The 21,822-nt window shown below is 68.0% G+C and carries 15 protein-coding genes; 8 read left to right on the forward strand and 7 right to left on the reverse strand.

Annotation, left to right across the window (positions count from 1 at the left end; translation table 11 throughout):
* Positions 1 to 1,644: hydantoinase/oxoprolinase family protein (locus QZV94_RS06195; RefSeq protein WP_293676934.1), on the reverse strand; the 1,644-nt coding region annotated here is incomplete at its 3' end.
* Between the two features lie 63 nt (positions 1,645 to 1,707).
* Between QZV94_RS06195 and QZV94_RS06200 the strand changes: the two genes are divergently transcribed.
* The gene (locus QZV94_RS06200) at positions 1,708 to 2,403 is read left to right on the forward strand and encodes a TerB family tellurite resistance protein (RefSeq protein ID WP_293676935.1); all 696 of its coding nucleotides are present in this window, start codon (positions 1,708 to 1,710) and stop codon (positions 2,401 to 2,403) included.
* A gap of 99 nt (positions 2,404 to 2,502) precedes the next feature.
* Entirely contained in the window at positions 2,503 to 2,796 is a 294-nt protein-coding gene (locus tag QZV94_RS06205) for a hypothetical protein (protein WP_293676936.1), read from the forward strand.
* Here QZV94_RS06205 and QZV94_RS06210 read toward each other — a convergent pair.
* Positions 2,793 to 3,518, reverse strand: coding sequence for an MBL fold metallo-hydrolase (locus QZV94_RS06210; RefSeq protein WP_293676937.1), 726 nt, complete (start codon positions 3,516 to 3,518; stop codon positions 2,793 to 2,795). The two genes, QZV94_RS06205 and QZV94_RS06210, sit on opposite strands and share 4 nt — an antisense overlap.
* 145 nt (positions 3,519 to 3,663) lie before the next feature.
* Between QZV94_RS06210 and QZV94_RS06215 the strand changes: the two genes are divergently transcribed.
* From QZV94_RS06215 to QZV94_RS06225, 3 genes are all read left to right on the forward strand, one after another.
* Positions 3,664 to 3,957: a putative quinol monooxygenase gene (locus tag QZV94_RS06215; protein WP_293676938.1), complete on the forward strand. Its 294-nt coding sequence runs from the start codon at positions 3,664 to 3,666 to the stop codon at positions 3,955 to 3,957.
* 15 nt (positions 3,958 to 3,972) lie between these two features.
* On the forward strand, positions 3,973 to 5,196 hold the full coding sequence (locus QZV94_RS06220) for an acyl-CoA dehydrogenase family protein (RefSeq protein WP_293676939.1): 1,224 nt from the start codon (positions 3,973 to 3,975) through the stop codon (positions 5,194 to 5,196).
* A gap of 565 nt (positions 5,197 to 5,761) precedes the next feature.
* Entirely contained in the window at positions 5,762 to 6,487 is a 726-nt protein-coding gene (locus tag QZV94_RS06225) for a hypothetical protein (RefSeq protein WP_293676940.1), read from the forward strand.
* A 6-nt stretch (positions 6,488 to 6,493) separates the two neighbouring features.
* Here the strand turns inward: QZV94_RS06225 and QZV94_RS06230 are convergent, their stop codons facing one another.
* From QZV94_RS06230 to QZV94_RS06250, 5 genes are all read right to left on the reverse strand, one after another.
* Positions 6,494 to 7,381, reverse strand: a complete 888-nt coding sequence (locus QZV94_RS06230) for a DUF6734 family protein (RefSeq protein WP_293676941.1) — start codon at positions 7,379 to 7,381, stop codon at positions 6,494 to 6,496.
* Positions 7,378 to 7,977, reverse strand: a complete 600-nt coding sequence (locus tag QZV94_RS06235; RefSeq protein ID WP_293676942.1) for a hypothetical protein — start codon at positions 7,975 to 7,977, stop codon at positions 7,378 to 7,380. The genes QZV94_RS06230 and QZV94_RS06235 overlap by 4 nt, the downstream gene beginning before the upstream one ends.
* 125 nt (positions 7,978 to 8,102) lie before the next feature.
* Complete coding sequence (locus QZV94_RS06240; RefSeq protein WP_293676943.1) at positions 8,103 to 12,071, reverse strand: hypothetical protein; 3,969 nt, start codon at positions 12,069 to 12,071, stop codon at positions 8,103 to 8,105.
* 21 nt (positions 12,072 to 12,092) lie between these two features.
* A complete protein-coding gene (locus QZV94_RS06245) occupies positions 12,093 to 17,327 on the reverse strand; it encodes a hypothetical protein (RefSeq protein ID WP_293676944.1) in 5,235 nt (1,744 codons plus the stop codon).
* Positions 17,328 to 17,690: 363 nt separating this feature from the next.
* Entirely contained in the window at positions 17,691 to 19,208 is a 1,518-nt protein-coding gene (locus QZV94_RS06250; protein WP_293676945.1) for an MFS transporter, read from the reverse strand.
* A 202-nt stretch (positions 19,209 to 19,410) separates the two neighbouring features.
* Here QZV94_RS06250 and QZV94_RS06255 point away from each other — a divergent pair, with 202 nt between their 5' ends.
* The 3 genes from QZV94_RS06255 to thrC are packed head-to-tail and all read left to right on the forward strand — an operon-like array spanning position 19,411 to position 21,822.
* Entirely contained in the window at positions 19,411 to 19,740 is a 330-nt protein-coding gene (locus QZV94_RS06255; RefSeq protein ID WP_367254059.1) for a DUF983 domain-containing protein, read from the forward strand.
* The gene (locus tag QZV94_RS06260; protein ID WP_293676946.1) at positions 19,730 to 20,434 is read left to right on the forward strand and encodes an SURF1 family protein; all 705 of its coding nucleotides are present in this window, start codon (positions 19,730 to 19,732) and stop codon (positions 20,432 to 20,434) included. The genes QZV94_RS06255 and QZV94_RS06260 overlap by 11 nt, the downstream gene beginning before the upstream one ends.
* On the forward strand, positions 20,434 to 21,822 hold the full coding sequence (gene thrC / locus QZV94_RS06265) for a threonine synthase (RefSeq protein WP_293676947.1): 1,389 nt from the start codon (positions 20,434 to 20,436) through the stop codon (positions 21,820 to 21,822). The genes QZV94_RS06260 and thrC overlap by 1 nt, the downstream gene beginning before the upstream one ends.

Here is a 21,822-nt window from a genome sequence, read left to right on the forward strand (position 1 = left end):
CAACTCCGCATCCGCCCCGTCGTAGCGCAGCCGCAGCGTCCGCCGAACCTCGCCCGCCTCGGCGCCCTGCGCGGCCATGTCCCTCCGCGTCAGCGCCTCCAGCTCCGCAAGCACGACCTCGGCTCGCGCCACGCCCGCCGCGTTCAGCGGCGCCTCGACCCCAGCCTGCCTGCGCGCCGTCACCCGCGCCTGACCGATCCCCCAGGCCGAGAGCACGGACCCGTATCGCGGACACAGCACCGCCTCGACCCCCAACGCCTCGGCCGTCTGGCAGGCGACCTGGCCGGCCGCGCCGCCGAAGGCCACCAGGGCGTGCTCGCGCGGGTCGAAGCCGCGTTCGGTGGAAATGCGCCGTACAGCCTGAGCCATCTGCTCGACGGCGACGGCCACGAAGCCCTCGGCGGCGACCTCAAGCGTCGTCCCCATCTCCGCCGCCAGCGCCGCCAGCCGCGAACGGCTGGCGGCTGGATCCAGGGCCGCGTCGCCCGTCGGGCCGAACACCGCCGGGAAGAACCGGGGGTCCAGCCGCCCCAGAGCCAGGTTCGCGTCGGTCACCGCCGCCGGCCCGCCGCGGCCGTAGCAGGCCGGGCCCGGATCCGCACCGGCGCTGGCCGGCCCGGCGCGCGCCCGCATGCCGTCAAAGCTGAGGATCGAGCCACCGCCAGCCGCCACCGTCTCCACGTCCAGCATCGGGCTGCGCAGTTTCACGCCGGCCACCCTGGCCGTATCGCGCCGCTCCAGGGTTCCGGCGTAGCGGCAGACATCGGTGGAGGTGCCGCCCATGTCGAAGCCGAGCACCGCTTCGGCGCCGGCCTGCGCCGACGTCCGCGCCACGCCGACGACGCCGCCGGCCGGTCCGGAGACCACCGCGTCGCGGCCGCGGAATGCTTCCGCCCGAACCAGTCCGCCGGCCGACGTCATGAAGTAGAGCGGCGAGCCTCCCACCGCAGCGGCGACCCGGGCGACGTAGGCCTGAAGCACCGGCGTCAGATAGGCGTCGGCCACGGTCGTCTCGGCGCGCGGGATGAAGCGGGGCAGAGGCGAGACCTCCGACGACAGCGCCACGAACCGGAAGCCGGCCGCCCGGGCGATCTCTCCCACCGCCAGCTCGTGGGCGGGGTTCAGGTCGGCGTGCAGGAAGGCGATGGCGCAGGAGGTGAAGCCGTCGGCCACCGCGGCCGCCAACCGCGGGCCCAGCTCTCCGATATCCACCCCGCGCACCACCGATCCATCCGCCGCCAGCCGCTCGTCGGCCTCCATGACGCCGGCGTAGAGCGGCGGCGGCCGCACGATATTCAGCGCGAACAGGTCGGGCCGCGTCTGGTCGCCGATCAGCAGGCTGTCGGGGAACCCCGCAGTGGTCACGAACAGCGTCTTGGCCCCCCGCCGCTCCAGAAGTGCGTTGGTGGCGACGGTCGTCCCCATCTTGATCGCCTCGATCCGGGCCGCCGGGAAGGGCTCGCCACGCCCTGCACCGAGGATCCTGCGTATCCCTTCGACGGCGGCGTCGGGATAGGCCGGCGAGTCCGACAGCAGCTTCAGCGACACCTCGGCGCCGCTGGCGGCGCGGCCGATCACGTCGGTGAACGTGCCGCCCCGGTCGATCCAGAAGCTGAAATGTTCAGCAGGACGGGGCCTGTCCAAAACTTAACCTCGGGGTGCAATTGTCACCGGCTCTCGCCGCATCTAAGGCTTGCCCATAGCGAAATGAGCTTCTGGCGCAAAATAGCCGGCCTTGCCGCGCGCAAGGTCGATGAGGCGGAATGCGACGTCTGCCCGCCTGGCCTCCCCGGCGAGGATCCGGCGTTCTCGACGGCCGTCACCGCCCTGGGCGCTAAGCTGGCGAAGGCCGACGGCGAAGCCCACGCAGTCGAGTACGACGTATTCCACACGGTGTTCCAGGCCGATGCGGAGAGTGAGGGCGCCATCCGCCGGCTCTACCAGCTGGCGCGCCAGACCACCCGCGGCTTCGAAGGCTACGCCAGGCGGCTGCGCAAGCGCTACGGCGCCTGTCCGCAGCTCCTGGAGGACGTGCTGGACGGCCTCTTCCACATCGCCGCCTCCGACGGGGTGGTGACCGGCGACGAGCTGGACTACCTGGCCCGGGTCTGCGAGCTGTTCGGCCTCTCGCCGCTGACCTTCCGCCGCCTGAAGGCCACCCACCTGGGCGCCGCCAACGACGACCCCTATGTGATCCTGGGCGTGGCGCCCGACGCCGACGACGCGGCGGTCCGCGCCGCCTGGCGCGCCCAGCTCTCCGAGGCCCACCCCGACCGCGCCCGCGCCCGCGGCCTGCCGGCCGAGTTCATCGAGGTGGCCGAGGCCAAGGCCGCCGCCATCAATGCGGCCTACGGGGAAATCCAGCGCGAGCGCCGCGCCATGGCGCTGGAAGGCGTGGCGTGAGGGTCGCAAATCCGCCACGCCCTGCATGTTTTGTTGACGGCGGGAACATGTGTGCCGACATTCATCTTTTCCGGGCGCTTGGTTGAGGAGGCTCCATTGGTGAAGGACTTCGCCGCGAACCGGGGTTCGGCCCTGCGCAGCCTGGCGGCCGTGGCCGCGGGCCTCGCAACGATTGCCGCGGTGATCGTGGGAGCCATCCTTGCCGTGTTCGCCGCGGCGACCGTGGCGGTGATCGCGGTGATGACCTCCGCCGTCCTGGCCTTCGCCGCCATGGCGATGCGCGCCCGCCGGACCGTCCGGGCGCGCCGCCACCGCACCGAGGCCGACATCATCGAGGCCCGCCATCTGGGCGGCCACCACTGGGTGGCCTACGGCTGGAACGACCGCAGCTAGGTTTCCGCCGCCGCGATGCGGCGTTCGCAATAGTCTCCCAATCCTGTCAGAGCGCGTGCGCAATCGCCGGCGAACGATGAGCCGTGCATGAGCGCCAGGGTGCGAGGGGCCAGCCGCGCCAGCCGCCGCAGGGTCTCGCCGGACGAGGGGGCCAGCGACATGGCGCCGAACATCTCGTCTGCGGCCACCGCGGGGCCCAGCACGTCGGCCTCGGTAATCGGCGCGGGGTCGCCTGTGTGGGTCAGCAGGTCGCCGCAGAACAGGGTTGCGGCCGTCTCCTCGTAGAAGGCGCCCGCCTCCCAGCCGTGCGGAACGTGCGGTGTGTCGAGCCAGCGCATCCGCTTGCCGCCCAGGTCCAGAACCTCACCATCGGCCAGAGCCCGGGGGGGCCGGTCCGCCAGGTCGTTCAGCGAAACGTCGCAGGCCAGCCGGCCATGCACAATCACGGCATTCGGGGCGGCGGCCAGCCAGGCGTTCATCGCCCCGCACTCGTCGGCCTCCACATGGCCGAAGCCGATCCAGCGCAGGCGTTCCATCGGCACGATGCGGCCGACCGCGGCCGCGACTGCCGGGAAGAGGCTGCGCTGCCCCGTGTGGAACAGCATCGGCTCCTCGGCGTCGATCAGGAACTGATTGAAGGTGAACCCATCCGGGCTGACATCCGGCACGAAGGTCGAGAGCCGATAGACGCCGTCTGCAATCTCGGGGACGCGAGTCTCCATCTGAGTGGTCTCCCCGGGCTGGAGGGTGTCGAGCCGTGCGTGGCCCCCGGAGGATTACATGGACCCGCCGTTTCGCGACGTCAGCCTTGCCGCCCGGCGACCGCGCCTCTACCGTTCGTTCAAACAAGCGTTGGGAGAGACCAAAATGACGATTGCTCTGGTGGTGACGCTCAAGATCCAGGACGGCAAGGGCGGCGACTTCGAAAGCTTTTTCGGCGACCTCGCCAAGCAGGTCCGCGCCAACGAGCCGGGCGTGAAGGCCTACCAGCTGGCCAAGAGCCGCACGGACGCCAACACCTACAAGGTGCTCGAAATCTACACCGACCAGGCCGCGTTGGATCACCACGGCGGCACCGACTACTTCAAGGCGGCCGGCCCGAAGTTCGGCTCGTTCCTGGCGGGCGCGCCCACCATGGAGTTCCTGGACGGCGTCGGCTGACCGGAGACTGCGGCCATGGACCTGGACTTCGCGCCTGAAGATCTGGCCTTCCGCGAGGAGGTCCGCGCCTTCATCGCCGAAGCGTTCGACGACGACATGCGGGCCAAGCTCGCCCAGTCGAAGAATAACCAGCTCGACAAGGAAGCCCAGGTCCGCTGGCTGAAACGACTGTCGGCCAAGGGCTGGGCCGCGCCGGACTGGCCGGTCGAGTACGGCGGCACGGGCTGGAGCCTGGGACAGAAGTACATCTTCGACATGGAGATGGCGCTGGCCGGAGCTCCCGCGACGGCCAACATGGGCGTGCGGATGTGCGCTCCGGTGGTCATGGCCTTCGGCACCGACGCCCAGAAGGCCCAGCACCTGCCGCGGATCCTCGCCCATGATGTGTGGTGGTGCCAGGGCTACTCCGAGCCGGGCAGCGGCTCCGACCTCGCCTCCCTGGCTCTGAAGGCCGAGCTGGATGGCGACCACTACGTCCTGAACGGGTCGAAGACGTGGACGACCCTGGCCCAATGGGCGGACTGGATGTTCTGCCTCGTGCGCACCTCCAACGAGGAGATCCGCCAGAAGGGCATCTCCTTCCTGCTGATCGACATGAGGACCCCGGGCATCTCGATCCGCCCGATCCCGACCCTGGACGGCCCGCCGGAGGGCCAGCAGGAGATCAACGAGACCTTCTTCGACAACGTTCGCGTACCGGTCGCCAACCGCATCGGCAAGGAAGGCGAGGGCTGGACCTACGCCAAGTACCTGTTGCAGTTCGAGCGCGGCGGCGCCTACGCGCCCGGCCTTGCGGCCCAGATGCAGAAGGTGCGGAAGATCGCCAACCTGGAGCGCTCCGACGCCGGCCGCTCGATGATGAGCGACCCGGACTTCCGCAAGAAGCTCGCCCAGGTCGAGATCAAGGTCGAGGCGCTGAACGCGACCGAACTGCGGATCTTCGCCGGCCGCGCCAACGGCGACGCGATGGGCGCCGTGTCCTCCATGCTGAAGCTGGAGGGCTCGCAGATGCAGCAGGCGATCACGGAGCTCGCGCTGGAGGCGGCCGGCGTCTACGCCCAGCCGTTCGTGGGCGACACGTGGGACATGCTGCGGCCCGGCGGCAACACCTTCCGCGCAGGCCCGGACTACGCCGCGACGATCGCGCCGAACTACTTCAACTATCGCAAGACCTCGATCTACGCGGGCTCGAACGAGATCCAGCACAACATCATGGCCAAGATGGTGCTTGGTTTGTAGCAGGCCGTTTCAGCCCCCTTCGTATGGTTTCAAGATATTGAAAACGTTAAAGATCACGTTTTCAGGAGCGATCGCGGGTCTTCGTTGATTTGCCGAGTTTCGGGACCTATTTGGGGCCTGGCGCCGACTGTTGTGTGGCCGGAACCCAAGTTCAATCATGCCCGCCAGAAAGCTGAAGTAGGCGGCTACATCGAACGCGTGCTTGCGCGGATGCGGGACCAGCACCAAGCCGACCCGCTGACAGAAGGATTTCGGCAGGTACATCTGGTCCTGTCGGCGTCGTAGGACCATGGGACGCGGGTGTTCCATCAGTCGATGATGCCCGCCCAAGTTGAACGGTCCGCTGAGGGTCGAACGCGGTCCCGAGCTCCGCGCCGGGAGGCGGACAACCAGCACTGGCCAGCGAGCGTCCGGTCTTCGGCGCGAAGCCAAGGACCGCTTGTGGCGCCAAACAGCCCCTCAGTTCGCCTGCCATCTAAGGCTCGCTCTCACGGCGCGCTTAGCTTTGGATGCTACGGAAGAACGAAGATGTCATATTCGTCCAAAACCTAAACGGCGGAGCGGCATGCTGACGACGTTTCTGACGCAGATTGGAATCACCAGCGCGGCGACTCTGGCTGTCGGCTGGGCGGCGATCCAGTTCCTCGGAAAATCTTGGATCGATGACCGGTTCAAGCGTCAGTTCGAGGACCTTCAGCTTGCGCACAAGCAAGAAATGGCGAGGCTCCAGCTCGGCCTCGATGTGCTGAAGGGCCAGATGTCCAAGCTCCACGACCAGGAGTTCGTGGTGCTGCCGGAGATCTGGCGCAAGATGGCCGCCGCGCTCGGCACGATCAACAACGCCACCGATTTCGATCGCACCTATTCCAGCACGCTCGGCATGAATGAGGGCGAGTTGAACGAATACCTGGAAACCGCGCCCCTGCTCACCTGGGAAAAGGGCACGATCAAGCAGTATCCCGCAGACCGGGAGCAGGAGCGCGACGCTACCTTGCGCAACATGCTGGACTGGGCAGGCTACCGGCAGTCACGCCAGCTCACGGACGAGTTCCGCAGCTTCTTGCAGTCCCAGCGCATATTCATGTCTCAAGACTTGGCGGCCGAGCTGGACCGATGCGGCGCATTGATGGACAGCGCGGTCGCCGAATTGCGACGGTTCCTCGAGGCGCGGCAGGCGCACGCGCCGATCGAACTCGTGATCTGTCCGAAGCTGAAGGCGGAGTCGGTCCGCATGGCGGACGCCGTAAGGACGGAGATTCACAAGAAGCTGTTCGCAGGTCCGGTCGCCTGAGTGGTCTCAACCCGCCGCAGCCGCCATGCACCTCTCGTAGAGCTGCGGATGGTCCCGACGAACGCGATCGGCCAGGCGCGCGGCGATCTGAGGGTTGGCCTTGGCGTCACCGATGAGATGCGTGTAGCCGACCCGCTCAGACTCGCGGGCATCGAACGCGTCGTTCGATGACGGAAACAGGAAGCCGACGCGCGCGGCCTCGCCTGCAGGCGCGTGTCGGGCATGGCAGTCGAGATAGGCGGCCAGGAAGTACTGCTCGACGAGGATGTTGTCCCGCACCCCGAGCGTCGGGAAGATCGGACGGTTGGCCGGGTGGCGCACCACCTCCATGGCGAGTTCGGCGTAATGCGTGAGCATGGCCGTGTCCTGACCTCCGAGGATGCCGCAGCAGATCGCACGGTTGGTCCTGCGCGCCGCGTAGTCCGTCCACTGCGGCGGCGCCCATCCCTGGCCTTCGACGATCCCACGCATGAAGGCGTCGACCCGGTAGAGGGATTGGTCGTCGAGATCGAAGCGCTCCGGGTTCTGGGCGAACACGGCCGCCTGCGTCACGTCTGGCGGCAGCGGCTTCCAGAGGATGACGTCGCTGTCCAAATGGACGAACGGCTCGGTCTGGGCGGCATAGGCGCTCAGCTTGCCGAGCACCCACCACTCGACGTCGTCCTCGGAATCGAGCGCGTCGAGCGCCAGGTCCACCCGCCGAAACGGCAGCTTCAGCTGATCGACCAGGAGCTCCGCGCCGGCGCTGTCGGTGTACAGGCAAGTCATTGGGTAATGCCGCGACGCCTCGGCGACCGACAGCGCCCAGGACAGCAGGTGCGTCACCTCCGAATTCCACGCGCGGTGATAGTAGGCGCGATAGGGCTTGGACCAGAACGACCAGACCGCCTTCATAGCAGGTGGCTGCCAATGCCGCGCGCCGCCGGCCCGGCGTAGGAAGCCCACGCCGAGGCGAGGACGGTGAAGACGTCTCTGAACTCAAACAATTGGCCGTCGAGGGAAACGAGAAGGCTCCTTGGACCCACGGGCGCGTCGCCGGCGACCTCGATGGCCACATCGGCTTCCTCTGCGCGACGGCTGATGGCTTCGACAGTCACCCCCCATCCCGAGAAGCGCAGCTCTCCGCGGCTGAGCAGACTCGAGCCGCTCAAGGTCGCCATGACGAGCGACTGGCGAACGCCCCGATCCCGCGAGCAAAGGATTTGGGTGGTCTTTGAACTCATGACGCAGGGTCCATGCCGTCCTCGTGGGTTCGACGCAGCAGACCTCGGTCCGAGTACCAAATCCAGTTCGAGTGTCACGATGCCGGTCCCCGCGGCGACCTCGAGCACCTCGCCCTCGAAGCCGCCGAGCCGCGCTGCGGTTTCGCGCGCGAAGGGCTCGAATATGAAGGGTTCTAGGATGACGTCGTACAGCTCGGCGATGGATCTCGCGAAGCCGTGGTCTGCCCCACTCATGCCGGGGCCCTCCCGAGTGCCCTGCCAGCGCACGGTATGCCGAGCCTCGACCCTCGCCAACGGGGGAGGTGGAAGGTCCGCTCTGCGGCCCGACCCGAAGGTCGCCTTCTGGCGCGTCGGCGACATCCCGACGATCGCACGAGCGTTCGCGCAAGGTCTCAGCACACGTCCGGCGCCGCGACGAGGGGCGAGGTTCGGAGGATCCGGTACTGGCCAAGCGAGGCGGACAACGGCCGAACCTGGAGGTCCGGGTCAGGGCCGAGCGCAATGAAGCGGTCGTACCTTGGCGTCATCTCAACCGCCAGGACGCTGAGCGCGGTGGTCGGGCCCAACTGGAACCGGTTGAGCAAGTCGCGGATCTCGTCGTCGTCCCAGCTACACACCCCCGTCAGCGGACCGTCGAGGTTGACGCCGAGACCGTTGAAGGCCTTGGGGGACAAGAAGGCCCGCGTCTCGAGGAAGGCCTTGGGGTCGACTTGCTGCACCTTGGGCAGTTCGGCGCGAGCCTCGGCCAGCAGGATGTTGCGCACCTCCCGGCCGTCGGCCTGCGTCGCCTGGGCGTAGAGCATCGACCAGATCTCGGTCTTCGGCGGCCGGCTGGTGACGTTGCGGCCTTCGAAGACCGCCGTCGCGAACTGGACGGTCGCCGAGAGGCGCGCGGGCGTGCGGTCGAGCACCAGCTTCAGCGGCGGCGCGGGATGCTGCACGCCGGCGAGGCGAGTGGGCCGCCCCCAGCGCCCCTGCGCCGTGGACCAGATCCGGTCGCTGTGGCCGATCCGGAATTCGTAGGTGAAGAAACCCAGCAGCTCCGGCGATTCTGCATGGAGCGCCGCCGGCAACGGCATCAGGTAGCGGGTCGGCGTCACCTTGACGAGCGGCGTCGCCGGGTCGGGCGTCTCCGGGGTCATTGGCGGCATGGCGTCCAGGCCGGCGTCGTCCTTGGTGGCGTCCGTGGTGATCACCCGGATCGGTTCGGGTTCGATCGCCAAAGGCGGCTCGTCCTGGCGTACGAGGAGTTGGTCCGGGTTGGGGAACGACAGCAGCGGATCGGGCGCGTAGGCGAGCACCCGGGCAAAGAGGTCGTCGTTCGGGTCGGCGATCGGCTCATCGAACTCGAGCCATAGGAAGCGTTCCCGCGGCGCCGTCTCGGAGTATGCGTGGTCGCGCCGATAGGGCGACAGCGCATAGCCCGCGCCGATCACCTTGGGGACCTGGACCGGATTGATGGTCACCGGCAGGGTCAGGCTCCGCGTCTGCTGCTCCCGGCCGCCGGCGTCCGGATCGACGCCGCCGATGAAGAGCGGCGTGAGCGCGTAGGACACCTCAAGCGTATTCGGGAAGGGACGCGCCAACGTCGCCGGGTCGGTGGCGTCCTTCTTCGGCTCGACCGCGTCGACGAACACGATGCGGGTGCGGCTGCGATCCGGATTCGTCGTGGCGACTCGGCTGGCGGTCCGTTGCCAGCGGACGTAGCCCACGACGGCGTCCTGCGCGGTGGCGGGCTCGTCGGTGAATTGTCGGGTGCGCCGCACTTCGACGCCATGGTGACCAAGGCCGTCCCAGGTCCAGTCCCGCTGCACGTCGAAGGACGCCACGCAGAGCCAATGGCGGGTGAGATCGTCCTGCGTCGCAAAGGTCAGGGAACTGTTGTCCGGGGCCAGGGTGTGGCGGATGCGGTGGCTGCAGCCGAACTGCACCCGCTCGCCGGGCTTGCCGACCAGCGTCAGGCCCTTGAAGTCGCAACGCAGCCGCGAGGCCAGGCGCGCCATCAGCGAGCTTTGCGGGGCGGTTGCACCCGCGACCGTGGTCGAAACCAGCGTGTCCGGGTTGTTGACCTGCACGGGATCGGGCTGGAGGTAGAGGCCCTGCAGGTCCTGGGACGCCAGGCCGTTGGCGAAAAACGACACCTCGTCGGCGCTGTTCTCGCGGACGAAGAACTGGGCGGCCTCTCCGACCCGGACGTCCCGGTCGCCGAAGCGGGTCCTGGCGAAGCCGAAGTAGGCCGGCTTGCCGGGTTTGTCCGAACAGACCGGATAGACGGTGATGCGGATGTCGCGCGACCGGGGCAGGACGAGGGTGTCGCCGTTGTCGATATCCGCCTTCGACAGGGCGAGGTCCCCCAGATCGATCTCGTTGCCGAAGTCGATCACGTTGGCGTCGCGGTATTCGAGGTCGAGGGCGAGCAGAGCGTCGGGGTCCGCATCGAACCGGCGCAGGGTCGTATAGAGCGGAATGAACGGCTCGCGCTGGGTGATCGACGCGAGGTTGTCCAGGTGCAGGGTCCTGACCTCGACGATGACCAGCAGGCTGTCGGCGTCGGGGTCGGGGGCGCTGACGGCGCGATACTCGTTGATGTTCTGTCCGACGAGCTTGTCCGCGTGCAGGGCGTCGCGGTCGTCGAGCAGCTGCTGGAACGCCACCTCAGTGTCGAGTTCCGTGAACAGCAAGGCCGGATATTCGAGGCGTGGCCGCCGCACCGCGAAGCGACGGCCGGCGAAGAGCTTGACGGAGCCTGGGGCCTCGACCGGCTGCGGATCCAGCGGCGTGACGGACAGCGCTTTGGGTGCGACATAGCGCCGGAACACCAGGGACGCCTGGGTCGACGGGGCGTCGTTGAGCTCGTCGTCGTCGACCCTTGGCCCGCCGCCTGTGAGGTCGGCCAGGCGCACGCGGAAGTCGTAGGCCTCGCCGTACTTCAGCTCGCAGTCCGCCGGCGGCCGCGGCGCGTAGAGGTCTCCGGCCTGGCCGGGGTTTTTTGGGATCCGGCTGTCGCCGTAGGTCCCAGGGTCCGCCAGGGCGCCGGACGCGTCCAGGGCCGCGGCCCGGCCGTCCGGCAGCACCAGCGACGCGCCGTACCACTGGGTGAAGTAGCTGGGCAGCCAGTAGGCAGTCCCGAGGTCGGCGTTGACCTTGGCAGGGAAGACCTGGACCCCGGTCTCCAGCTCGGCGCCGGCCGGCGCAACGGTTTCCCCGCCCAGGGTCAGGGCCGCCTGGGCCTGGATGGCGGTCAGGGAATTCCAGGCCGCTTGCCCGGAGCGGCGCGCGTCCAGCCGGTACGAAAACACCCCGAGCGGCGCGTCGGTGCGTTTGCCGGGGGTCGCAGGATCGGGCAGGAACTGGCGGTTCTGCCAGATCAGGATCTGCTCGTCGTCCCAGCCGAGCCGCACCCCGATGTCCTTCTGCACGTGGATGCCGTCGGGCGCCTCGCTGAGCACATTGGCGCTCACCGGCTGCGTGGCGTGGACCACCTTGGCGAAGCCGTCGTCGTAGTCGGAAGCTTCGATCCGCAGCGTGTCGAAGTCGCTGGGCTCCCCGCCCGCCGCATCGACGACGGGGAACTGCAGCGCCGCGAACAGCTGGCGCGGCCCTTCGATCGGCGGGACCCTGGCGGCGTAGCGCCGAAGTTCGCCAGGCCCCAGGATGTCGAAGTCGGCCGCGTCGGAAACCAGGTTGCAGTACAACCAGCCCCCGTCGGCGAAATAGTCGTCGCGGGGCAGGGCCAGGCTGACCCGGTGCAGCAGGCCTATGCGCTGGGCCAGCAGCGGCTGGCGCAGGCAGAAAGCCATGACGCGGCCCCAGGTCACCTCGTTGCGGGCCCTGGGGAAGGCGGGGTTCGCGGTCGACGACTTGGCGATGGCGCAATGGTAGCTGTCGTCGATCTTAGCGAACTCGGTGCGCGGATTGGTGAAGTTGAAGGCCGCCCGATAGGAGTGCGGCAGGTACTTCTGGATGCCATCGGGCGTGGGCGGCGGCGCGCCCTCGGTGTTGCGTACGTCGCCGTCTGCGGTGAGCTGGAACTGTGTCCTCAGCCCCTCGTACAGCGCGGGCAGGCCGGGCGGCATCGCGACGCCGGCGTCGAAGGGTTCCACCACGGTACCGGCCGGCAGCAGGGCGGGGTTCGAATAGGGATAGGATTTGAGGCCGGCGATGGCCTGCACTTCGAGCCCGAGGGACGCGTTGATGAAGCGCGGCAACCGGACGGTCACGGCCGGGTCGGCCACGCTGGGGAAGGAATCCTGGACGTTCAGCAGGCGCTGCGTCGGCAGCAGCAGGACATTCAGGTCCAGGGCCCGTCCGTCGATCCGCTGCGGAAACACCAGGATCCTGAGTTTCTCAACGGCCAGCATGTTGCGCTCCCTGTCCGTCGGTCATGCGATCTGCCGCTCTTCCTGCCAGTGTTCGGTCACATCGATGTCGATGACCCAGAGCAGGCAGATGTCGATCGAGAAGGTGACCTGGGCGATGAGCGTGGTGCCATCCGCGTCGTGGTGCACCGATCCGCCCGCCTCGATCTGGATGGCGATCCCAACCAGCCCCCCGCAGATTTCCGCCGAGCCCCGGATCAGCAGGAGGCCGGCGACATCCAGCGCGCTGTCGGAGATCGAGACCTCGACCTCGACCATGTAGAGCACCGACACATTGGCCACGACCGGCAGGCCGACCACCACCTCGGCGCCGAAACCGAACTTCATGTGCAGGCTGATGCCGGCCTTGCTGTCGGCCGCGATGCCGAGTGTCACGCGTCCGACGCCGTAGATGCTGGCCGCGCCCAGGGTGAAGCACTGCACCTGCAGGCCGCCGTAGAACTCGACGTAGGCGCCGCAGGCGGGGACCAACTGCTTCAGGTCCGTCGGGATCGAGAGGACCTCATTGAAGTAGAACCCGACCCGCAGGCCGGCCTCGAGCTTCAGCGGCGGGTTGGGATTGAGGCTCAGCTGTTCCGGCGACGGGAACTTGATGACCGGGATTTCTTTGGCGCAGTTGAATTTGTATTCCCAGTTGTCCGCCGAGTTGCTCATCGCGACGTTCATGCCGCTGTCGAACTCCTCGCCGGACAGCGTGGCGAGCACCTGCAGGATGTCGATGACCGGCTGCAGGACCGGTCCGAACTGCAGCTTGGGTTTGTCGTAGTTCGGGCTGATCCCGCTGTGGGCCGCGAAGTTGCCGTCGACCCACATGAGCTCGGTGAACGGGCCGAGGTCGACCACGACGCGCATCTTGTCGAGTGTCGCCTTCCACCGCTTGTCGAGGCCGGCGGCGGAATCGATCCCGAGCGTCAGGTTGGTAGGGGACTTGGCGGTGTCGGCGTACTGGACATAGATCTTCAGCACGCCCGGCTCGTCGATGAAGGCATACTCGTAGGTGCTGGGCAGCAGTGCGCCGAGGTCGATCGGCCGCTCGGCCATCCGCATCAGCCCTTCGCCCAGGATATCCACCTCACGCTCGGCGGCGGTCAGGCCCAGCGCATTGGCGACATTGGGGAACACGCCCTTTGCGTTCAGCAGCTTGTAGGCGTCGGCGAAATAGGTCTGGGCGCTCTTGAGCTTGGCGACCCCGGGGCTGAACTGCGGGACGTCGAACAGCAGTTTCTGCGTCCCGGTCGATTGCACCACGCCGTAGTGAAGGTTCGAGGTCGGCACCTCGACGTCGGCCGGATGCGCCAGCAGGTAGTTGGGGGCGCCGTTTGGCTTGATCAGCGGCGTGCTGGCCGCCGGCGAGAGGGGTTTGACGTCGCCGGTGTCGGTGCGCTGGGTGACCATCGACCAGGCGCCGTCGGGGGGCAGGATCGGTGACCCGTGCGCGGCGGTGACGAACACCGTGCGGCCGGCGGCGCTGACGGCGGGGTTCACGTCGACGCGCTGGACCCGCATCGTCTGCTTCGACTTGGCGATGTTGATCACGCAGTCGACGGGGCCGCCCAGCGAGCCGTTCTGGAAGCGGAGCAAGTCGGCGAAGATCCGCTCGGGCAGGGCGATCGCCGACGGCGCGAGCTGGACATAGCCCAGGAGGTCGTGCGCCTGGACCACAGTCTCGCCGTCCCGGCCCTCGGAGCCGCCGCCGACGATGTTGTCCAGATGGACGTCGCAGTCGATGAGCACCGCCTGCAGGTGGACGTCCAGCGTATGGTCGAGGTTGGCCGCGCCCGCGAAGAGCTGCTGCCACTCGGGCAGGGTCAGCGCCTTCAGCTCCGGCGGCAGGTTGGGATCGTTCAGCTTGAACGAGGAACTGAAGTTTCCAGCCGCCGGGAAGTCGCGGATGTTGCGGATGTTCGAGACCCGCTTCACCGGCTGCTTGTGGAACTCGTACGGGTTGGGGACGAGCCTTGTCCCCAGGAGCTGCAGGTTGAGGGTGTAGCTGAAGTCGTATTCGCCATCGCTCTCGGCCTTCCATCCCGAGTCCGAGCGGAAGACGTAGCCGTTGTTGGACCGCATCAGCGTGACGGTGCGGACGAAATGGGCGCCCGTCGGGTAGTGGATCGAGCGGACCTGGACCACCTCCTGGGCGGTGCGGCCGACGACCACGTCGAACAGCACCTGGCTGACGTCGGCGGTGTTTGCGAAGGCGTTGCGCCAATCGCTGAAGATTGATGCGCCGTACCCTGACAGCTCGATGGCCTCGAGCGGCACCTGGGGCAGATCGCCGCCCGGCCGGAATTTCCGGTTGAAGATCTCCTCGACGGTCACGCCGAGCGTGCTCCCTGTCAGTTTGATCCCGAACAGGCCCCAGCGGATGTTGTCGAGCTGAAACGACCAACCCACGAACGACGGGCTGACCTTGCTGGGCTGCGTGGACTCCGGCGCCTGCGCCTTGATCTGCAGCCCGCCGCGCAGCTGCCCAAAGTGCGGCATGTTGTAGTCCACCCGGGCGTTCTTCGCGGCCGGCCCGGCAAGCGACCGATTGAACCCGGCCTGGGCGAGGATTCCGAATGGGAGGGTGAAGACCGCCAGCATCTGCTGCGGCTGCTGCGGGTCGTTGAACTCCCCCACGAAGTGCCGCATGACCGGCAACGGCGCGATCGGGATGGCGTGCGGACTCTGCGAGAAAATCCGGGTCGGGATCCCGTCGTTTTCGTAGACGATCAGTCCCGGCACGGTGGTGACGGTGTCCGCCGGATCGGGCGGGCCCTTCAGCGGGACATTGAGGACCGGCTCCCAGGAGACCTGCGGCAGCGTCGCCGCGCGCAAGTTGGGGGCGGGCGCGACCACATCCATGTTCATGATCTGCAGCGGCAGGTCGGAACCGTCGCCGCCGGACTGCAGCGCCGGGCTCGTCGCGGCGGCGCGCACCAGGCGGTCGCCGCGATCATCCTGGGTCACGCGGAACGGCGTCCCGAGCGTCACGCCCATGAGGTCGGCGTGCGTCGACACGTCGAGGAGCATCAGCGGGTCGCCGGCAAAGCCGATCCGGCGGCTGAACGTCGTGTCGCGGCCGTTGGCTGTGGGGCCAGGGTCCGCGGCGCTTGATGTGGCCCGCTGGCTGGCGTCGAGGACCTCCGCCACCAGCCTGGCCTTGTCCTCCACGTGCCCGAGCAAGCGATCCGCCGCCAGGTTGCCAATGGCCTTCGTGGCGGCGTCCGATCGCAGGTCGGCCGCCGAGATCCGCCGTTGCAAGGTTTCTCGCGCGCCGTCATCAGCGATACGGATCGCGTTCGCGGCCCCCAGCCGCGTCGAGGCTGCGTCGCGGCTCGCCTGGGCGAGGTCGCGGTTGAACCCCGCGACGCCCGCCCGGAACGTCCTCTGCGCCGCCAACGGTTGCGCCAGCGCCGGCATCGGCGGCGAGAATTTGTAGAAGACGAGGCCGCGCGGATCGTCGGGGTCCGGCGCGTCGGCCGGCAGCGGGGACCGGTCGGGCCAGCGGACGAAGCCGGTCAGCGCCTGTTGCGGACGTCCGAGCGCCGAGGCCGCCCGGTCCCGCAGCAAGTGCGTGTAGCTGGCGACATAGGGATCCGGCAGCGTCGGAAGGTAGGACAGGATGTCATGGCTCATCGCCAGCAGGCCGGCGGTCACGCGGCCGTCGACCAGTTCACCGAACAGCCCGAGCCCTCTGGGTCGGTTCACCGTGAAGAGCGCGTTGCGCAGCACCACCGAGTGGCGCCGGAATGTCTCCGCCGTCGCCGGCTTGCCGTCGAGCAGCAGGTCGGTGTCGAGCAGGAAGGCGTGGAACTTGTCGACCGTCTGGGTGGTGGCCGCGAACGCAATCGACGACTCGATCGCAAACGGATGACCGTTCCCGTCGACCGGCCGGTCGAGTTCCGCCCTGTGGCCGCAGAAGTAGAACACGCCCTCGCTGTTGGCCGGACCCGACGCGACGAAGGAGAACGGGAAGGCCGGCCCGAAGCGCAGGTCTATGCGCGACGTGTGCGGGTTGTTTGCGTTGCGCCAGAGCTCCCAACGCTGCCGGCCCTCCGGGTTGGCCGCCGCGAAATCCAGAACGGCGACCTGACCCGGCTCAGCGATGATCGCCGGATGGGGAAGGGCGGTCTTCCCGCCGCGGAGACCCGTCCAGGTCGCCGACAGTCCCGGACCGATGGTCTGGCAGAGCGCGCCAAGGCCGGCCGCCGCTCCCAACGCCAGCGGATCGACCTTGGCGACGGGCAGCAGCCATCCCGTTCCCGCCGGGTCGATGGCGCCGCCGCCGTCCACGGTGCAGAGGCTCGAGGCCGAGCGGGAGACGCGGAACTGATGCGGCGTCCGGGTCTGCGTGGTGGCGTCGAAGGGGACGAGAATCCGGCTCAGGAGCGGGATCCAGACCGGCGGCGTCGTGGAGCGGCTGAAGGCCGTGCCGCACCCGAACACCGTGCAGGCCGCGTCCCCCGCATCGAGATGGCTCGAGTTGAGGTCGAACCGAAGCGCCAGCGTCCGCGGGAGCCGCACGTCCGCGGCCGCCCCATCCGCCCCTGCAGGCCCATCCGAGGCCGGCGTCGCGTGCTGCGCTAGCGAAAGCCGCAGGGTGACGACCGTCGCGGGATTGAGGACGAGGTTCTGACCGGACACGGTGGCGGGCTGGGACAACTCGAGACGACCGCCGTCCACCGTCAGGCCGGTATAGTACCCGGCGAGCGCCGAGACGCGGGCGATCACGTCGGAGGCGATCCACGCGCTGCCTGCCTCCAGGACATACGACGTCTGGCCGGCGCGCGGCTTGCGCATCAGCACCCGCAGCGCCGGGGCGGGATGGCCGGCGAACGAAATGCTAGTGAGCGCGATGGGCCGAAACAGGTCAAACCAGACTTGGCGGCCAAGGTCGTCGATGAACGGCCCGAAGGTCTCAGCCGGCGCCATGCCGACGGCCTCGTCCGGAACCGAGTTCCCGAGCAGATCCGAGCGGAATCCCGTCTCCCGCCGGAAGACGAGGGGTGCGGCGACACTCGCGGCGGCCGGTTGGAGATTGGGCTCGATCTCGTCCAACTGGTCGCCCGCGAGTTGGGCGTCCAGCTCCTCGATCGTTTCGAAGCCGAGTTGGTGTCCCCGCAGCTCAAGCCCCGGTTGCGCGCCCGCCACGCGCGCCAGTGTGCTGCGTAACCGCTGCAGTTCACCCCCACCCGGGCCAGGATCAGATAGCCGCGCTGTCAGCCGGCGCACGTCCGAAAGAGGCGCTCGCATACCTGGCTCCCGAAGGCTTCAGTGAAGGCGCGGACGTTCGCAGAACGACGATCATTTAATCGTATTCGATCGCCGAGCTCAATCAACAGTAGAAGATCATCTCGTTATGGTAGAGCTTGATAACGGCCAATGGCTCCGCATCGTCCAATGGACCATGACGACCTTCACCTTCCCGGACCCGCTGCCGCCGCGTCGTCCGATCGACGCCTGTCTGCGAGGACCCCCCAATAGGCGCCATTGGCCTAAGCTCTACTTGCGCGGCCGACCGACGGCAGGCCTCAAGGTGAGTGTCAGTTTCCGCCCACAGGCGATGGTCCGCTGTTGGCGCAAAGGCCGCATCGAGCCCCGGTGGCACTTCCGGTGTTATCGTGAGCCGATTTCCGCGATCGGAGGGACCGGCGCGGCGAACCCACCGCCAGAGCCAGCGTTGTCCACGGGCTCGGGTATGCGCGCCAGGTTCTGCTCGGCGAGAATGGCCAGGTTCTGCTCGTGGGTGGTCTGGTCGATCCTGTACATCACCATCACTAGGATCGAGGCGAAGCTGAGGATCGCGCTGATTGGCAGGTAGATCAGCGCTAGATGGCGCATAATCGCCGGGTCGACCGTGCCCTGCTGCGCACGGGCCGGGAAGGCCACGAACGCCAGCAATAGCGTCCCGACGAAGCCGCCTCCGGCCGCCGAGATCTTCGGTAGCAGGCCATAGATCGCGAACAGCACCCCTTCCGACCGTTTCCCGGTCTTGACCGCCACGTCCTCAGCGACGTCGGCGATCATCGAGCCGATCAGGATTAGGCCGATCAGGCCAAGAATCGTGCTCATGAATATGTCCGTCGCCAGGATCACCAGCACCCAGGGCGAGCCGTCGGGGGGAAAGAACCCCAGAAGCTTGCAGGACATCGGCGCCAGGCCCGCCAGGATCGCCATCGCGAAGGTCCAGATCATCGCTCGCTTTTTGCCGAGCCATCTTGATGCGAGCGGGGCCAGGAACGCGCCGAGCACCGCCCCCGGCAAGGCCGCGACCACGAACAGCGAAATGGTCTGCGGCGGCAGGTTCCAGAAATGCAGGTAGAAATAGTTGTTCAACGTGCCGGTGATGCCGTTGGTCATGCCGCCGATGACGCCGCAGAAGATCAGCACGATCAGCGAAGGGTTGGTGACGGCCCCGCCCAGTTCGCGCATCGACGCCCTAAAACTCTCCGGCCGCTTCGCCGGCGACAGGTAGGGGATCAATCGGTGGGTGGCGAGGCCCGCGACGATGATGGCGAGGGTGATCGTCACCGCCACCAGCAAGCCGAACTGCGCATAGCCCTCGCGGTTGAGCACGCCCAGAGGATGCGCCGCGTCGCGCCGCAGAAAGACCGAGTAAAGCAGAATCGCCAGGACCGCTCCGCCGCCGGTGCCGAACAGCGTCGAATATGAGATCAGCACCGTACGGTCGTTGTAGTCGGGCGCGAGCTCCGGCGAGAGCGCCGCGGCGGTGGTTGTGTAAAGGCTGACGCTGAACCGGACGGCGATCAGGACGCCGATCACCAGGGCGATGGTGGCCTCTTTCGGCCATGATGTCGGCGTGTTCCAAAGCAGGTACACGAAGAGGCCGGCGGGAATCGCCGCGGCGTACATGAAGGGATGGCGCCGACCCCAGCGTGAACGGGTGTTGTCCGACCAAAGGCCGATCAAGGGGTCGACGACGGCGTCGAAGAGCAGCGAGATCATGATCGCCACGCCGACCATCGCGATCGGCAGGCCGATCACCTGGTTGAGATAGAGGGTGATGGTTCCGGTCGCGAGCGCGGTGCCAGCCGCGGCCGAGGCCACCGATCCGACGCCGTAGCCGAGCTTGGTTCCCATACCGAGCCGAGGCGTCGTCCTAGGCTTGGCCATGGCCGTCCCGTTGCTCGCGATGTTGGGAGTTTAACCCCAACTTATCTTCTGTGGAGGGCGCTCGATTGGCAAGGGTCTGGCGGTGGGATTGGACGGAGACTCTTGTGTTCGGCCTGTTGATGCAGCGTGTGATTGCTGCTGGCCCTGATGACGTGATCTTCGGCGCGACGCACTGACCAAGACCCAGACGCTGCTGGCGGGCTTGCGGGGCCGCTGTCCGAATTGCGGCAGGGGCCCCCTGTTCTCGGGCTATCTGACCGTCGCCCCCCGTTGCGCCTCCTGCGGGTACGACCTGTCGGCGGCTGACAGCGGCGATGGGCCAGCGGTGTTCGTGATCCTGATCGCAGGGTTCGCCGTGGCCTTCGCCGCCCTGATCACCGAGTTCACCATCCACCCCCCCATGTGGGTCCACCTCATCGTCTGGCTACCCCTCACCCTCTTTGCGTGCCTGGGCCTCCTGCGCCCACTGAAGGGCGTCATGCTGGCCGCCCAGTTCATGAACAAGGCGTCGGAAGCGCGCCATGGCGACTGACAAGCGGGTCTTCCCCGTCGGCCTGACGATCGCGGTCGCCATCGCCTTCGCCATCCTCGTCGCACTGGGGACCTGGCAGGTGCAGCGGCTGCACTGGAAGGAGGGCGTGCTGGCCCGGGTCGCTGCGCTCCAGGTCGCGCCCGCCCGGCCGATCGAGACTGTCCTCCAGCGATCGGCGGCCGGGGACCTCACCCGGGTGAAGGCGATCTGCCCCGGGCTCGCCAAGGCGCCCTTCCTCGAAGTCTACGCCATCCGCGACGGTCAGGCCGGCTCGCGCCTGATCTCCGCCTGCCGCCTGCCAGACGGGACGTCGATCCTGGTGGACCGCGGCTTCGTGCCCGACATCATCTCGGCCCGGGCCCCGGTGGACGCTGCCGACGTGACGCCGATCGAGGTCACCGGGGTGCTGCGCGCGCCCGACCGCCCCAATCTCTTCTCGCCCGCCAACACGCCGGCCCGCTGGTACGTCCGCGATGTCGCCGCCATGGCCGCGGCGCTCAAGGCGCCCAACCCCGCGCCGTTGTTCCTGTTCGCCGAGACCCCGACCAATCCGGAGTGGAAGGCGCTGACCCCCGGCGCGATCCCGGCGGACATCCCCAACAACCACTTCGCCTACGCCCTGACCTGGTACGGCCTTGCCGCGGCATTGCTCGGCGTCTATGCCGCCATGCTCTTTCGCAAGCGGAACTCCTGATGCGCTTCATCTCGACCCGCGGGCAGGCGCCCGCGGTCGGTTTCACCGATGCAGTCCTGGGCGGCCTGGCTCCGGACGGCGGCCTCTATGTGCCGGAACGCTGGCCGTCCTTCTCCAAGGAGCGGATCGCCGGCTTCGCCGCCATGCCCTATCCGCAGGTGGCCGCCGAGGTCCTGGGCGCGTTCGCGGGCGACGAGATCGCGCCGGAGGACATGCTGGCCATGTGCGAGGAGGCCTACGCCTCCTTCAGCCACAAGGCCGTGGTGCCCATGGTGCAGATCGGACCGCAGACCTTCATCGCCGAGCTGTTCCATGGCCCCAGCCTCGCCTTCAAGGACGTGGCCATGCAGATCCTGGCCCGGCTCTACGACCACCTGCTGGGCCGCCAGGGCCGCAAACAGACCATCCTCTGCGCCACCTCCGGCGACACCGGCGGCGCGGCGGTCGAGGCGTTCCGCGGCGCCAAGAACGTCAAAGTCGTGGCGATCTTCCCCGAGGGGCGGATCAGCGAGGTGCAGCGCCGCTTCATGACGACGGCTGAGGAGCCCAACATCGCCTGCGTCGCGGTGAAGGGCACGTTCGACGACTGCCAGGCCATCCTGAAGGCGGCCTTCCAGGACCTGGCGTTGCGTCAGGCGGTGGACCTGGCGGCGGTGAACTCGATCAACTTCGCGCGCATCGCCGCGCAGGCGGTCTACTACTTCACCACGGCCGCGGCCCTCGGCGCGCCCACGCGGGCGGCGAACTACGTGGTCCCCTCCGGCAACTTCGGCGACGCCTACGCAGGCTACGTGGCGATGCAGATGGGCCTGCCCATCAGGAAGCTCGTCGTCGCCACCAATTCCAACGACATCCTGGCCCGGGCCTTCGCGACCGGCCGTTACGCCCGCGGCGCGGTGCAGGCGACGCTGTCGCCGGCGATGGACATCCAGTCCGCCTCCAACTTCGAGCGGCTCTACTTCGAGGCCGTGAAGCGCGAGCCGGAGGAGACCCGCCGCGCCTTCGAGGCCTTCGCCAACACCGGGATCATCGACATCCCGCCGGGCGCGCTGTCCACCATGCAGGCGGTCTTCACCGGCGTGGCGATCAGCGAGGACGAGACCGTGCGCGCCATGGTGGCGACGCTCAATGAGACCGGCGAACTGATCGATCCGCACACCGCCGTCGGCGTGGCGGCCTTGGCCCATGTCCCCCTCGATGGTCCTACAGTGGTGCTCTCCACGGCGCATGCGGCGAAGTTCCCCGAGGACGTGGGCAAGGCTACCGGCGTGACCCCGGCCCTTCCGCGCGGGACCGCGAGCCTCGCCTCACGCAAGGAGCGCTTCGACCGGCTGCCGGGTGAGGCCGAGACCATCAAGGCCTACGTCCGCGCCTTCGCGGAAGGCTGA

This window comes from uncultured Phenylobacterium sp., from assembly GCF_902826855.1.
Taxonomy (GTDB): domain Bacteria; phylum Pseudomonadota; class Alphaproteobacteria; order Caulobacterales; family Caulobacteraceae; genus Phenylobacterium.